Consider the following 11,933-nt stretch of genomic DNA (forward strand, 5'->3'; position numbering starts at 1 on the left):
CTTGAACGGCAACAAGATGTGGATCACCAACGGCCCGATCGCCGACACGCTGGTGGTCTACGCCAAGACCGACCCTGCCGGCGGGCCGCGCGGCATCACCGCCTTCATCATCGAAAAGGGCATGAAGGGGTTTTCCACCGCGCAGAAGCTCGACAAGCTCGGCATGCGCGGCTCCGACACCTGCGAACTGGTGTTTGCCGATTGCGAGGTGCCGGCGGAGAACGTGCTCGCCGACGTCGGCCGCGGCGTCAACGTCTTGATGTCTGGCCTCGACTATGAGCGCGCGGTGCTGGCGGCCGGGCCGCTCGGCATCATGCAGGCCTGCCTGGATGTCGTGCTGCCCTACGTCCACGAGCGCAAGCAGTTCGGCCAGCCGATCGGCACCTTCCAGTTGGTGCAGGGCAAGATCGCCGACATGTACACCACGATGAACGCCTCGCGCGCCTATGTCTATGCGGTGGCCAAGGCCTGCGACCGCGGCGAGACCACCCGCGAGGACGCGGCGGGTGCGATCCTCTATGCCGCCGAGAAGGCCACCCAATGCGCGCTGGACGCGATCCAGCTCCTCGGCGGCAACGGCTACATCAATGATTATCCGACGGGCCGGCTGTTGCGCGACGCCAAGCTCTACGAGATCGGCGCCGGCACCAGCGAGATCCGCCGCATGCTGATCGGAAGAGAGCTGTTCGACAAGACGGCGTAAGACCGCTGGCTATCGCGCTTGGGCGCGATAATCTGGCGTCTGTCCGCACGGCCCCGATACCTCCAACGAAACGCGCAAAAGCCCATGCCGCTTCACTCGACGATCGATCCCACATCCTCCGAATTCGCCCGCAACGCCGATGTGATGCGGAGCCTGGTCACGGAGCTTCGCGACAAGCTCCACCAGGTCGCCGGCGGCGGAGGCAAGGCGTCCCGTGCCCGTCATACCTCGCGCGGCAAGATGCTGGCGCGTGACCGCGTCGATCTCTTGGTCGATCCCGGCACTGCATTCCTGGAACTGTCGCCGTTGGCCGCGAACGGCCTCTACGGTGGCGACGTGCATTCGGCGAGCGTCATTACCGGGGTAGGGCGCATCTCGGGACGCGAATGCGTCATCGTCGCCAATGACGCCACCATCAAGGGCGGCACCTACTACCCGATGACGGTGAAGAAGCACCTGCGCGCCCAGGACATCGCGCGGCAGAACAATCTGCCCTGCGTCTACATGGTCGATTCCGGCGGTGCGTTCCTGCCGCTGCAGGACGAGATCTTCCCCGACGAGCGGCACTTCGGCCGCATCTTCTACAACCAGGCGCAGATGTCAGCGCAGGGCATTCCGCAGATTGCGATCGTGATGGGCTCGTGCACCGCCGGCGGCGCCTATGTGCCGGCGATGTCGGATGAGAGCATCATCGTGCGTAACCAGGGCACGATCTTCCTCGGCGGTCCGCCGCTGGTGAAGGCGGCGACCGGTGAGGTCGTCACCGCGGAAGAGCTCGGCGGCGCCGACGTGCATTCGCGGCATTCCGGCGTCACTGATCACTATGCCCAGAATGACGCCCATGCGATCGGGATCGCGCGGCGCATCGTGGCGACCTTGAAGCAGCCGGTGCGCGCGCCGCTCAACATGCGGCCGCCGCGTGACCCCCTGTTTCCGGCGGAGGAAATCTACGGCGTGGTCTCGGCCGACGGGCGCAAACCGTTCGACGTCCACGACATCATCGCGCGGATCGTCGATGGCTCGGAATTCGACGAGTTCAAGAAGCTCTACGGCACCACGCTGATCTGCGGCTTCGCCAACGTCTGGGGCTATCCGGTCGGCATCATCGCCAACAACGGCATCCTGTTCAGCGAGAGCTCGCTGAAGGGCACGCATTTCATCGAGCTGTGTTGCCAGCGCGGCATTCCGCTGGTGTTCCTGCAGAACATCACCGGCTTCATGGTCGGCAAGAAATACGAGGCCGGCGGCATCGCACGTGACGGCGCCAAGCTGGTGACGGCGGTTGCGACCGCCGGCGTGCCGAAATTCACCGTCGTGATCGGCGGCTCCTATGGTGCCGGCAACTACGGCATGTGCGGCCGCGCCTACAGCCCGCGCTTCCTCTGGCTGTGGCCGAACGCCCGCATCTCCGTGATGGGCGGCGAGCAGGCATCGATGGTGCTGAGCCAGGTACGCCGCGACAATATCGAGGCCAAGGGCGAGACCTGGTCCGCTGACGAGGAGGAGAAATTCCGCAGCCCCATCCGCGCCCAGTATGAAAGCCAGGGCAATCCCTATTACGCCACGGCGCGGCTCTGGGACGACGGCGTGATCGATCCCGCCGACACCCGGCTGGTGCTTGGGCTCGGCCTGTCGGCCGCAGCCAACGCACCGATCGAACCGACGAAGTTCGGCCTGTTCAGGATGTGACGATGGACCGCTCAAAACTCTACCGGCGTTTCTGCACGCTTCTGATTGCCAACCGGGGCGAGATCGCCTGCCGCGTCATCTGTACCGCGCGCGCCATGGGGCTGCGCACGGTCGCGGTTTATTCGGAGGCCGACCGCGACGCGATGCATGTCGCGCTCGCCGACGAGGCCGTGCTGCTTGGGCCCGCACGCGCCCGCGACAGTTACCTCAACATCGAGCGCGTGATCGCCGCCGCCCGCGAGACCGGGGCCGAGGCCGTGCATCCCGGTTACGGCTTCCTGTCTGAGAATGCCGAGTTCGCGGACGCCTGCCTCGCGGCGGGCCTGGTCTTCGTTGGCCCCACGGCAGAGATGATGACTGCGATGGGCTCGAAATCGGGCTCGAAGGCGCTGATGGAGCAGGCCGGCGTGCCGCTGGTGCCGGGCTATCACGGCGAGGCGCAGGACGAGGCTACCCTTGCCGAGGCCGCCAACCGGATCGGTTTCCCGGTGCTGGTGAAGGCGTCGGCCGGCGGCGGTGGCCGCGGCATGCGCGTGGTCAATTCGGCGACCGAGCTTTCAGCCGCGATCGTCAGCGCCAAGCGGGAGGCCAAGGCGGCCTTCGGCGACGACCGCATGCTGATCGAGAAGTACGTCCAGAATCCGCGGCACATCGAGGTGCAGATTGTCGGCGACAGCCACGGCAATCTGGTCTCGCTGTGGGAGCGCGAATGCACGCTGCAGCGACGGCATCAGAAGGTGATCGAGGAAGCGCCGTCGCCGACGCTGAACGCGGCGCAGCGCGAAACCGTGTGCGAGGCCGCGCGCAAGGCGGCCGGCGCGGTCAACTATGTCGGCGCAGGCACGATCGAATTCGTGTCAGACGGCAAGGACGTGTTCTTCATCGAGATGAACACGCGCCTGCAGGTCGAGCATCCCGTGACCGAACTGATCACCGGCGTCGACCTCGTCGAATGGCAGTTGCGGGTCGCCTTCGGCGAGGCACTGCCGCTGAAGCAAAGCGAGATCGAGCTCAATGGCCACGCCATCGAGGCGCGCGTCTACGCCGAAAATCCGCAGAAGAATTTCATGCCCTCGGTCGGCCGCATCAAGACCTGGCGCACGCCGGCGGAGCGCGATGGCTTGCGCATCGATGCCGGCTATCGCAGCGGCGATAATGTGTCGCCCTATTACGACGCGATGCTCGCCAAGGTGATTGCCTGGGCGCCGACGCGCCAGGCGGCGATCGAGAAGCTCAATCGCGGGCTCGAGGAGACCGACGTCCGCGGCATCGTCACCAACATCCCGTTCTTGTCGGCGCTGGTGACGCATCCCGATGCGCGGACGAACAACATCGATACCGGCTTTATCGAGCGCGAGCTGAAGAACCTGACGGCCGAGACCGGCGTGGCCGGCGAGTTCGAGCTCTGCGCCGCCGTCGCCGCCGTCGTGAACGAGGAGCAGAAGGCGGCGCGAAAGGACGCCAGCTCGCCCTGGCAGGCTTTCGGCTGGATGCCGGTCGGCCGCCGCCAGCGGGTGTTTTCGTTCCGGCAAGACCATGGCGCTGAGCACAAGATCACGCTGCACTATGGCAACGGTCCTTCGACCGTATCCCTCGGCGGGCACGAATTGGCATACACTGCCACGTCGCATGACGACGGCTGCTTCGATCTGACCCTCAATGGCGTGAAGTCGCGCGTCACCTCCGTGATCGAGGGCCACGAGATCTATCTGCGCACCCGCCACGGCCGCTTCGACCTGCACTGGGTCGATCCGTTCGGCGGCGAGACCGAGGAGCAGGTCGGCGAGGACAAGATCGTCGCGCCGTTGCCCGGCACCGTGGTCGCGCTGCTGGCAGAGGAGGGCGCGACGCTCGAGAAGGGCGCAGCGATCCTGACGCTCGAGGTGATGAAGATGGAGCAGACGCTGCGTGCGCCTTACGCGGGCGTGCTGAAGCAGCTCAGATGCAAGGTCGGCGATATCGTCGGAGAGGGCGTCGAGCTCGCCGAGATAGAGCCGCTGGCTGCGTCATGAGCGACCATATCAGCATCATTGAAATGGGGCCGCGCGACGGCCTCCAGAACGAGAAGACGCCGGTCAGCGTCGCGGCCCGCATCGCCTTCGTCGAGGCGCTGGTGGCGGCTGGCCTCACCACCGTCGAGGTCGGCGCCTTCGTGTCGCCGAAGGCGATCCCGCAGATGGTGGGATCGGATCAGGTGCTGCGCGGCGTCAGCCATCTCAAGGGTGAATTCCACGTGCTGGTGCCCAACGAGAAGGGGTACGACGCCGCCCGCGCGGCCGGCGCCGAAGTCGTCTCGGTGTTCGCTGCGGCATCCGAAGGCTTCTCGCGCGCCAACATCAATTGCTCGGTTGCGGAATCGATCGAGCGGTTCAAGCCGGTCCTGGCGCGCGCCAAGGCCGACGGGGTCAGGGTTCGCGGCTACATCTCCTGCGTCCTCGGCTGTCCGTTCGACGGCGAGATCAAGCCGAAGGCCGTCGCGGATCTCGCAAGAACGTTGTGGGACCTCGGCTGCTACGAAATCTCACTCGGCGACACCATCGGGGTCGGCACGCCGCACAAGGCCAAGCAGATGCTGCGTGCGGTCGCCGCAGAGGTCCCGATTGCCAGTCTCGCGATGCACTTCCACGACACCTACGGCCAGGCGCTCGCCAACCTCTATGCCGGCATGGAGGAGGGCGTCCGCGTGATCGACTCCGCCGCTGGCGGCCTCGGCGGTTGTCCGTATGCCCCCGGCGCCACCGGCAACGTCGCGACAGAGGATGTGGTCTACATGCTCGAGGGCATGGGCGTTAGGACCGGCGTCGACATGGAGAAGCTGCTGGCTGCTACGAACGAAGTCGCCGGCTTGCTCGGCCGTCCGCCGGTGAGCCGTGTCGCATCCGCGCTGAATGCGAAGAAGAGGCGCAGTTCGTAGGGTGGGCAAAGCGAAGCGTGCCCACCACGTCTCGCACTGCTCGTGATGGTGGGCACGGCGCAAGCGCGCCTTTGCCCACCCTACGAACGCGCTATCTTCCTCCGTCCGGCCCCATCACGAGATCCGGCAGCCAGATCGAAATCCCCGGGAAGAAGCACAGCAGCAGCACCGCGAACATCATCAGCAGCACGAAGGGCAGCGTGCCCCAGATCACCTCGCTGAGCGAGATGTCGGGCGCGACGTTGCGGATGACGAAGATGTTCAGCCCGACCGGCGGATGGATCAGGCCCATCTCCATCACGATGGTCATGACCACGCCGAACCAGATGATGTCGAAATTGGCCGCGCGCAACGGCGGCAGGATGATCGGGGCGGTCATCAGGATGATCGAGACCGGCGGCAGGAAGAACCCGAGCACGACCACCATCACGAGAATCGCGGCGAGCAACTCCCAGCGCGGCAGGTGCATCGCGACGATCGCTTCCGCAGCCGACTGCGAGATGTGCAGGTAGCTCATCACATAGGAATAGAGCAGCGACATGCCGATGATCATCATCAGCATGGTGGATTCGCGGATCGTCGATTTCAGGATCGGCGAGAGATCGCTCGGCGTCCATACGCTATAGATCACGGCGATCAGGGCGAGCGCCAGCAGGCCGCCGAGACCGGCGGTTTCCGACGGCGTGGCGTAGCCGCCATAGAGTGCGATCATGACGCCGGTGAGCAGCAGCACGAACGGGATCACCCGCGGCAGCATCGTGAACCGCTCGGCCATGGTGAACTCGTCGTGCTGCAGGATCGCCGAGTCCTTGCCATCAGCGTCATAGGCGGCGCGGGCGGCGGCATATTCCTTGCGGAAGCGGAACACCGCGTAGAGGCCGAACAGCGTCACCAACAGAAGCCCGGGGCCGATGCCGGCGAGGAACAGCCGGCCCAGCGATTTCTCGGCTGCGACGGCGAACAGGATCATCGTGATCGAGGGCGGCAGCAGGATGCCGAGCGTGCCGCCGGCGGCGATGATCCCAGCCGCGAACCCGCCGGAATAGCCGCGCTTGCGCATCTCCGGAATGCCGGCCGAGCCAATCGCGGAACAGGTGGCCGGCGACGAGCCCGCCATCGCCGCGAACAGCGCACAGGCGAACACGTTGGCGACGCCGAGACCGCCGGGTACGCGATGCAGCCAGGCATGCAGTGCCGAATAGAGGTCCTGGCCGGCGCGGGACTTGCCGATCGCAGCACCCTTCAGGATGAACAGCGGGATCGACAAGAGCGTGATCGAGGCCATCTCCTCGTAGACGTTCTGCGTCACCGTATCGAGCGAGGCCGCCGGCATGTAGATCGCCATGAATACGACCGCGACCGCGCCGAGCGCGAACGCGATGGGCATGCCCGAGAACATCGCGAACAGGGTGGCAAGCCCGTAGGAGATGCCAATGCCAAACACGGTCATCGACGGGTCCCGCCGGCCAGGGGAATGATGATCTGCAGCAGGATCTGCACGCACAACAGCGTCATGCCAAGCGCCATCAGCAGGTAGGGGATCGCAAGCGGCGGCGACCACATCGAGTTCGAAACCTGGCCGTCGACATACGCCTCGTGAGCCAGTGTCCAGGACTTCCAGGCGAAGAAGGCGCAGAACGCGAAGCTCGCGACGTCGACCAGCCAGAGCCTGATGCTGTTCGCGCGCGTCGAGAGCAGCCCGACGAAGGCCTCGATGCTGACATGGCCGCGCTGGCTCTGCACATAGGCCGAGGTCATGAAGGTGGCGCCGACCAGGAGGAACACCGCAGCCTCGTCCTGCCAGTAGTTCGGGCTGTGGAACAGGGCGCGGCCGAGCACGCTGTAGCTCAGGATGAAGCAGGCAGCGACCAGGGCGACCGAGGCGAACACCACGATGATGTTGTTGCAGATGCCAAGCGCGCGCTCAAGCACCGCCACGGGCGTGTTGCCCGTGACCGTGCGTGCGCTTTCCGTCTGCGCGATCGGACCATGCATCATGCGGAGACGTCGCTTGCGAGCTTCAGCAGATTGGCTGCGGTTGCGGTCTTGGCACTGTAGTCCTTCCAGGCGGTATCGCGCGCAATGTCGCGCCACTTGCCGACGGTGGCGGCGTCGAGCACGCTGATCTTGGCCCCGGCCTTTTCGTAGACCTTGGCGACCTCGACGTCGTCGTCCTGCGCGCCCTTGCGGCCGAAGGCTTCGAGCTCCGCGCCGACCGTGAGGATGATGTCCTGCTGGTTCTTCGGCAGCTTGTCGAAGATCGCCTTCGACATCATCAGCGGCTCCAGCATGAACCAGTACGACGCACCGGCGCCCGAGGTCAGCGATTTCGCGACCTCTTCGAGACGGAACGAGATCAGGCTGGTGGAGGAGGTGATACCGGCGTCGCAGGCGCCGGTCTGCATCGCGGCGTAGAGCTCGTTCGACGGCACCGAGAGCACGGCCGCGCCGGCGGTCTGCAGCACCATGTCCATCTCGCGCGAGCCGCCGCGTACCTTCATGCCCTTGGCATCCTCCGGCGCCACGATCGGCTTGGAACGGCTGGCGACGCCGCCGGCCTGCCAGACCCAGGTGAGCAGCAGGATGCCCTTGTCGGCGAGGAAGTCGCTCAGCGCCTTGCCGACCGGCTCCTTCTTCCAGCGCAGGCCTTGGTCATAGGTCGTGACCAGGCCCGGCATCAGGCCGATATTGGTTTCGGGCACCTCACCGCCGGCATAGGGCATCGGATAGAGGCTGATATCGAGCGCGCCTTTGCGCATGGCCGAGAACTGGGCGTTGGTCTTGATCAGCGAGGAGTTCGGATACACCTCGGCCGCGATCTCGCCGCCGGAGCGTTTTGCGACCTCGGCCGAGAACGTTCGGCACAGGCGGTCACGGAAGTCGCCCTTGTCGATGGTTCCGCCGGGGAACTGGTGCGAGATCTTCAACGTGGTGGCGGCGTGGGCGGTTCCAAGGCCCATCCGCAAGACGGCGGGGGCGGCAAGGGCGCCTGCGAGGATATGACGGCGTGTGAGCATGGTTTCTCCCCTGGAGAGCTTCTTGATCGGCAGTTCGGGCAGCGTTCCGCGCAGCATAGCCGGTCTTCGGATGAATGTTCTCTAGTCTGATAGTTCGATGCGGCCCTGATAGTGCGAGGCGGCGCGCGACCGCAAGCGTCGATCTTGTTGCGGCGCACACTGCGCCCGATTGCGCGGCCATCGCTCGAACCCTCCGATGCCGCGGATCGTCCTCAAGTGCCGGGCTGGCGCGGTTCAACAGATTGTTATCGGCGTAACAACCGATCGCGCCGGTGCGTCGAGGGGAAGGCGGCAGACGTCGCTTTCACATTTGACCACTTGAAGGATATCCCAAATGACCACCAGCACCCGTATCGGCCTCGGCGTCTCCGCCGCGTTCCTCTCGCTCAGCCTCGCGCTGGCGCCGGCCGCGTTCGCTCAGGACAAGATGGGCAAGGACGACGGCATGAAGAAGGAGACGATGTCCAAGGACGGGATGAAGAAGGACGATGGCATGATGAAGAAGGACGATGCCATGAAGAAGGACGGCGGCATGATGAAGAAAGACGACGGCATGAAGAAGAACTGACGGCCGTCATCTCGCTGTCAAGAGGCCCGTCCGCTGCGGCGGGCCTCTCGCATGTCGCGCTACCGCTTCTTCTTGCCGCGCTCCTTGCGGGCGGCGTAACGGGCGTCGCGCTTGGCCTTCTGCTCGGCCTCGAGCGCGGCCTGGCGTTCGGCTTCCTCTTCCTTCTCGCGCGCGATCCGCGCCGCTTCCGCGGCAGCGGCCTCTTCCTCACGGAGCTTCTGCTCGGCCCTCTCGGCGTCGCGGGCGTCCTTGGCCTTGGCGCGCCGCTCGGCGATCGCCGCGCGTTCCTCGGCCCGCGCCTTCACCGCGGGATCGTCGGGCCCCGGCTGGGCGCGAAACTTGTTGAGGATGTTCTGCCGCGCCTGCTGGGCCGCTTTCTGGCGGTCGGCAAAACCCGGTTCCTTGAAGCCACTCATAGAGGAAGCCTTGCTGCTTTCTGTTCGGGTGATGGGGTGGGGAGGATGGTTCGGCGTTTCAATAAGTGAACCCCGGCGAAATTACCAGCGCCGAACGAGCGCGGCAAAGCAGGGGAGATATGAGTGAACAGCAAACGGCCGCAAACGATCCAGATCGGCGGGCTGACCTCGACGTTGCTGATCGATCAGATCACAACCGCAACGGAGGCTCCGAGCCAGGTGCTGCGGTATTGCAATATTGCCTGCTGGCCGGCGCATTGTTCGCCCTGATCGGGTCGATCGCCATGGTTACATCCGGCAAGTGACCGGCGGCGAATCCACGCGATCGATCCGATTCTTCGACCCGATTCTAGAGGCTCTCGCGCCTGTGGTTGCCCAGGACCTTGGCGACGGTCTCCGCGGTCATTGCGACGCGGTCGGAGGTGCGCTGCGCTTCAAGCCTGTCGCGGGCCTTTTCCGTGATGAGGAGGTCGATCAAGCGGAGCCGGCTGGTCTCATCGACGGCCTCCGACAGCAATTGCCTGTAGCGCTGATAATCGTAGACGACGTCTAGTTGGCTCATCGGCACGCTCCGCGCACGCGCTCTTCCCAGAGTAGTTTTTCGCAAGCCACGACGACGTGCAACGGAATAGCGCCGCGCACGCTCCGCGCGCGTATGAAATTGTCCGACTGTTGCAGAATTGATCGCACCCGACGGGCAAAGCGGCCATGATGCGCGGCGGATGATCGTGGAACCGGCGCGGACATGAGCGATCCCGACAAGGATGGAAGCCGGCGCAGCGCGCTGGTCGGACTGCTGGTGGCGGCGGTGATGCTCGCGCTCGGTCTCTGGCTTGCCCACGACCTGACCGCGGCAAGCAAGATGCAGGACTGCCTGATGTCAGGCCGCACCAACTGTAATGTGATCGAACCAGCGCGCTGACGGTTCTTGCGGCGGTGCAGTATCGACCCCAAATCACCCCCCGACGGGGTAACCCGAAATTTCCAGTTTAGATTGTGACAGCGATCACACGGGAGCCGGGCGGGCAAACCCTAGAGTCTCGGCGATCGAACAGGGACCAAAGCCATGATGTCCAACCTGTGGACCCGGAAGGGCCTAATGCTGGCCGCCGCCGTGGTGACCTTCGCGTGCTTGGTGGCGTTCGTCTCGTTCGGCCTGGCGTCGCCAGAGCCGGTTTCGAGCGCCGCGCTCGGCCCGGAATGGCAGTGTAGCCGGCTCGCCTTCGTGTTCACGACCTGCACCCGGATCGGCGCGGCGGAGCCTGCGGCGTTTCGCGTGCGGGCCGGGAAGACCAGCGAGAACTGCCCGCGATCGGTCGAGCGGTTCGCCGAACGGAACCCGGACAGAGGTTAACGCGATTTCTTGGCGGCGCGGGGCTTGATCGACAGGCCCAGCCGCATCGCCATCTTCTTGATTCGCTCCGGCGAGCGCCCGGTGGCCCTCACGACGTCCTCCAGCGATTTGGAGGAGCGTGCGAGTTCCATCAGTCGGCGGTCCTCCTTGAACGACCAGCGCGGCTTTCGGCCCATATTCCAAATATCCTTCCGTTGCCAAGGACAAAGCCGCCAAGCGGAATCGCCTGACGGCTTTGCCGGTGTGGGCCCGGACCTTGGGGAAATGTCCGGTGGATAAGCAATACTGCTTCCGGATAAGGCCGCAATTGAAACCGGAACTTAACCTAACCAGTCAAGGTTACTCGGGTGGAACAAGGCGGGAGACCTATGCGCAAGGTCGCCATTGTCAGTGCCGCGGTGCTTTCCCTGGCCGGCTGCTGGTCCGAGCCGGAGGTGACGGGTTCGACCTCGAGTTGCCAGGCCAACCTCTACAGCCGCTACAATCCCAAGGTCATGGACCAGTGCGTCAACGCCTGCATCAAGTGTGACCACGGCAACGTAACGACCTGCACGACCTCCTGTACGCTGAAAGGCGCGCGATAACGGATTCGCGCATGTCGCTGATGCGAGCGGCGTCCCGCCGTCGTGTGACAACATTGCGCCGGCGCACCCGTAGGCCGGACCAGTTCGGAGTTTCAGATGCAAAAGCTTTCCCATCTCCTGGCCGTGACCCTCGTCGTTGCGTTGATCGCGGGGACGTCGGCCGTTGCGCTGGCCCAGACCACGCCGCCTGCATCCAGCGCGCCTGCGACGACCACCACCACGCCGGAGGCGACCGCGGCGCCGGCAGCGCCGGAGGCGACCGCCACCGACAAGCCCGCGAAGAAGAACACGAAGCCCGTGAGAAAGATGACGCGGCGGCAGGAGATCGAGCGCTCGATCGAGCGTGGCACGGTGCCGGCACGCTTTCGCAGCTCGGTGCCGAAGGAGTATCAGCGGTACATTCCGTTCGAGAAACGCTAGGCCACGCTGCTCGCGACAAAGCTCGTTGTTGCGAATACCGGACCCGCAACCACGGTCATCCGCAGAGGTGGCCAACGGCGTTGCGCCGTGCCCACGTTATGCCATGGCGAGTTTCTGATTGAATTGTCAAACAGCGAAGAAGATGCACGTCCGCGTTCTCGCAACGCGGATTGCGTCCGAGGTCTCTGAATTCTCGCCGCCTTCAAATACAGAGGGCGCAGGGAAAGCCGGGTGCCGATCGCACCCATGGGCCCTGTGCAACAAAAAG

General features: G+C 65.0%; 16 protein-coding genes. 10 read left to right on the forward strand and 6 right to left on the reverse strand.

From position 1 onward, the window contains the following. The 4 genes from ACFFWD_RS20675 to ACFFWD_RS20690 form a co-directional block, all read left to right on the forward strand. The coding region (locus ACFFWD_RS20675; RefSeq protein ID WP_376968334.1) for an acyl-CoA dehydrogenase family protein at window positions 1–703 on the forward strand (703 nt) is incomplete at its 5' end. Window positions 704–787: 84 nt separating this feature from the next. Then, complete coding sequence (locus tag ACFFWD_RS20680) at window positions 788–2,392, forward strand: carboxyl transferase domain-containing protein (protein WP_376968335.1); 1,605 nt, start codon at window positions 788–790, stop codon at window positions 2,390–2,392. A gap of 2 nt (window positions 2,393–2,394) precedes the next feature. Further along, the gene (locus tag ACFFWD_RS20685; RefSeq protein ID WP_376968336.1) at window positions 2,395–4,404 is read left to right on the forward strand and encodes an acetyl/propionyl/methylcrotonyl-CoA carboxylase subunit alpha; all 2,010 of its coding nucleotides are present in this window, start codon (window positions 2,395–2,397) and stop codon (window positions 4,402–4,404) included. Continuing rightward, entirely contained in the window at window positions 4,401–5,306 is a 906-nt protein-coding gene (locus ACFFWD_RS20690) for a hydroxymethylglutaryl-CoA lyase (protein ID WP_376968337.1), read from the forward strand. The genes ACFFWD_RS20685 and ACFFWD_RS20690 overlap by 4 nt, the downstream gene beginning before the upstream one ends. Window positions 5,307–5,397: 91 nt before the next feature. On the opposite strand, the gene ACFFWD_RS20695 is transcribed toward ACFFWD_RS20690, so the two are convergent. The 3 genes from ACFFWD_RS20695 to ACFFWD_RS20705 are packed head-to-tail and all read right to left on the reverse strand — an operon-like array spanning window position 5,398 to window position 8,323. Then, the gene (locus tag ACFFWD_RS20695) at window positions 5,398–6,756 is read right to left on the reverse strand and encodes a TRAP transporter large permease (protein WP_376968338.1); all 1,359 of its coding nucleotides are present in this window, start codon (window positions 6,754–6,756) and stop codon (window positions 5,398–5,400) included. Beyond that, window positions 6,753–7,304, reverse strand: a complete 552-nt coding sequence (locus tag ACFFWD_RS20700; RefSeq protein ID WP_376968339.1) for a TRAP transporter small permease — start codon at window positions 7,302–7,304, stop codon at window positions 6,753–6,755. The genes ACFFWD_RS20695 and ACFFWD_RS20700 overlap by 4 nt, the downstream gene beginning before the upstream one ends. Next, a complete protein-coding gene (locus ACFFWD_RS20705) occupies window positions 7,301–8,323 on the reverse strand; it encodes a TRAP transporter substrate-binding protein (protein WP_376968361.1) in 1,023 nt (340 codons plus the stop codon). Before ACFFWD_RS20705 ends, ACFFWD_RS20700 begins: the two co-directional genes overlap by 4 nt. Before the next feature lie 334 nt (window positions 8,324–8,657). Here ACFFWD_RS20705 and ACFFWD_RS20710 point away from each other — a divergent pair, with 334 nt between their 5' ends. Next, on the forward strand, window positions 8,658–8,891 hold the full coding sequence (locus ACFFWD_RS20710) for a pentapeptide MXKDX repeat protein (RefSeq protein WP_376968340.1): 234 nt from the start codon (window positions 8,658–8,660) through the stop codon (window positions 8,889–8,891). 59 nt (window positions 8,892–8,950) lie between these two features. On the opposite strand, the gene ACFFWD_RS20715 is transcribed toward ACFFWD_RS20710, so the two are convergent. Further along, the gene (locus tag ACFFWD_RS20715; protein WP_376968341.1) at window positions 8,951–9,307 is read right to left on the reverse strand and encodes a DUF6481 family protein; all 357 of its coding nucleotides are present in this window, start codon (window positions 9,305–9,307) and stop codon (window positions 8,951–8,953) included. A 119-nt stretch (window positions 9,308–9,426) separates the two neighbouring features. Here ACFFWD_RS20715 and ACFFWD_RS20720 point away from each other — a divergent pair, with 119 nt between their 5' ends. Further along, window positions 9,427–9,612, forward strand: a complete 186-nt coding sequence (locus ACFFWD_RS20720; protein WP_376968342.1) for a hypothetical protein — start codon at window positions 9,427–9,429, stop codon at window positions 9,610–9,612. Between the two features lie 44 nt (window positions 9,613–9,656). Here the strand turns inward: ACFFWD_RS20720 and ACFFWD_RS20725 are convergent, their stop codons facing one another. Beyond that, window positions 9,657–9,869 carry a hypothetical protein gene (locus ACFFWD_RS20725; RefSeq protein ID WP_376968343.1) on the reverse strand — a complete coding sequence of 71 codons (213 nt, stop codon included), beginning with the start codon at window positions 9,867–9,869 and terminating at the stop codon, window positions 9,657–9,659. Between the two features lie 183 nt (window positions 9,870–10,052). On the opposite strand from ACFFWD_RS20725, the gene ACFFWD_RS20730 reads away from it, so the two are divergent. Both ACFFWD_RS20730 and ACFFWD_RS20735 read left to right on the forward strand, forming a co-directional pair. Next, window positions 10,053–10,229 carry a hypothetical protein gene (locus ACFFWD_RS20730; protein WP_376968344.1) on the forward strand — a complete coding sequence of 59 codons (177 nt, stop codon included), beginning with the start codon at window positions 10,053–10,055 and terminating at the stop codon, window positions 10,227–10,229. A gap of 177 nt (window positions 10,230–10,406) precedes the next feature. Then, window positions 10,407–10,661, forward strand: a complete 255-nt coding sequence (locus ACFFWD_RS20735; RefSeq protein WP_376968345.1) for a hypothetical protein — start codon at window positions 10,407–10,409, stop codon at window positions 10,659–10,661. On the opposite strand, the gene ACFFWD_RS20740 is transcribed toward ACFFWD_RS20735, so the two are convergent. Continuing rightward, window positions 10,658–10,837, reverse strand: a complete 180-nt coding sequence (locus tag ACFFWD_RS20740; protein ID WP_376968346.1) for a hypothetical protein — start codon at window positions 10,835–10,837, stop codon at window positions 10,658–10,660. The genes ACFFWD_RS20735 and ACFFWD_RS20740 overlap by 4 nt on opposite strands. 192 nt (window positions 10,838–11,029) lie before the next feature. Between ACFFWD_RS20740 and ACFFWD_RS20745 the strand changes: the two genes are divergently transcribed. Together ACFFWD_RS20745 and ACFFWD_RS20750 are read left to right on the forward strand one after the other, a co-directional pair. Further along, window positions 11,030–11,245 (forward strand): hypothetical protein, encoded by a 216-nt coding sequence (locus ACFFWD_RS20745; protein WP_376968347.1) that lies wholly within the window; start codon window positions 11,030–11,032, stop codon window positions 11,243–11,245. Between the two features lie 96 nt (window positions 11,246–11,341). After that, a complete protein-coding gene (locus ACFFWD_RS20750; protein WP_376968348.1) occupies window positions 11,342–11,665 on the forward strand; it encodes a hypothetical protein in 324 nt (107 codons plus the stop codon). The last annotated feature ends 268 nt before the right edge of the window (window positions 11,666–11,933 follow it).

The sequence above is a fragment of the Bradyrhizobium erythrophlei genome (assembly GCF_042430365.1).
Taxonomy (GTDB): Bacteria; Pseudomonadota; Alphaproteobacteria; order Rhizobiales; family Xanthobacteraceae; genus Bradyrhizobium; species Bradyrhizobium erythrophlei.